The organism is Vibrio sp. 10N.247.311.47 (assembly GCF_041467535.1).
Lineage (GTDB): Bacteria > Pseudomonadota > Gammaproteobacteria > Enterobacterales > Vibrionaceae > Vibrio > Vibrio crassostreae_C.
Genome location: NZ_JBFSUR010000079.1, coordinates 1,866 through 3,254, shown reverse-complemented (window position 1 = coordinate 3,254; position 1,389 = coordinate 1,866). Strand labels below are relative to the sequence as shown.

The window sequence follows — 1,389 nt, the reverse complement described above, 5'->3', positions numbered from 1 at the left end:
TGCGTATTATGGTTATGAATTATGTTGAGAGGTTTGCTGAAAGCCTGAATGAAATCAAACGTGGGCGAGGGATATGCTCAATTAGAAAGGTCAGCTTGCTGGCCTTTTTTAATGCTCATCGTGAGAATCGTTTTATGATTGAAGCCCGTAACATAATTTGCATAATACGTGGGTTCTTGTTTTAACGATTAGATAGTCTTATGATTACTGGGCAAAAGAAAGCCCAAAGAGCGCAATTCTTCGGGCTTTTAATGATTAGATTCTACCTATAAAGCTTTAAGTAAATTTGCTACTGCACTAATAACAGCAGCTATTGCTAACAATAAGTTCGCTAGGTATTTCATATAGATAACCTCCTTGGAAAGCCCTGAGCCTTATGTTCAGGGCTTTTTTTTAGTCTACTGTCATGTAGATGTGGCTATTATATCTTTCTTCTGAAATATGACTACGAATCAAGTTCGAGGAATCTACTTTAATTACACCTCTTGCTTATAAAAACCATATATCAATCATCTCGATTTGCTCTGCTATAAGCTTGCTTGTAGAGAGCAAATGAGTAGACAAACGCAGTGCGTCAGTCGGTGGCTAACTAGTTCACTCTTGGTATATAAGCCAACTATCCAACCCCCCAGTCATGATCATGATGAGAGAGAGGCAGGTTTTGGGAGGCAAGCGTAGCGCGCAAAACTGGCTCTCTCAGGTTCGGGTTCCTGTTACACCCGAACTAACTCCGGAATACCGGAATCCGCTATAAGATATTAAGAACCTCATTACCTTCAGAATCGACATCTTCGCTGTCTAATAAACTCTTCAAAAAGTGTTGGTGATCAGGAACTTGTTCCCAGACTCTCAATGCAACCATCCCAGAATCAGCTCCAACTTTAGACATGTTTATGATGAACGAGTTGAGTGCCATTTTACTATCTAATTTACCGTTACAAATCTCATCAGAAGTAATACCTAACACTTTAGCAAGCTTACTTATCTGGGTTGCTTTAGGTTCAGTCGTATCATTCTCCCACTTCAAGTAAGTCTGCTTAGTCACTCCGACTAAACGAGCTACTTCTGGTTGGGATAGGTTTTTTAACGCTCTAGCTTCTTTAAGTACAGAACCAATCATCATAATTCCTTTAATGGTACATATTAATGTAACTATACACCCACTTTTATAAACCATAATCTTGCAGTAACCAAAAATAACCTTTATGGTATATAAAAATGTACCTCAGTTGCTATTGACAGGATTTTACTTGTACTTCATTGACCGCTTATTTATCCAACAAGATCACCGAGAAGGAGGGTTACCTCTTGTCGGTCGTCATGTTATTGAGCGTATAGATCTGGAGTCTGGAGAGAAGCTACCACCATCTGTAGATCAGAAGATTTTAA

The 1,389-nt window shown here is 39.0% G+C and carries 2 protein-coding genes; one reads left to right on the top strand and one right to left on the bottom strand.

Annotated elements, in window-relative coordinates; translation table 11 throughout:
• The coding region (locus tag AB6E51_RS24110; protein WP_372058688.1) for a hypothetical protein at nt 1-185 on the top strand (185 nt) is incomplete at its 5' end.
• 563 nt (nt 186-748) lie between these two features.
• Here AB6E51_RS24110 and AB6E51_RS24105 read toward each other — a convergent pair.
• Nucleotides 749-1,120 carry a helix-turn-helix transcriptional regulator gene (locus AB6E51_RS24105; RefSeq protein ID WP_171733687.1) on the bottom strand — a complete coding sequence of 124 codons (372 nt, stop codon included), beginning with the start codon at nt 1,118-1,120 and terminating at the stop codon, nt 749-751.
• Nucleotides 1,121-1,389: the final 269 nt, after the last annotated feature.

Excerpts from the sequence above, each read along its gene's own strand:
- AB6E51_RS24105 (WP_171733687.1), bottom strand. The coding sequence starts at position 1,120 with ATGATTGGTTCTGTACTTAAAGAAGCTAGAGCGTTAAAAAACCTATCC.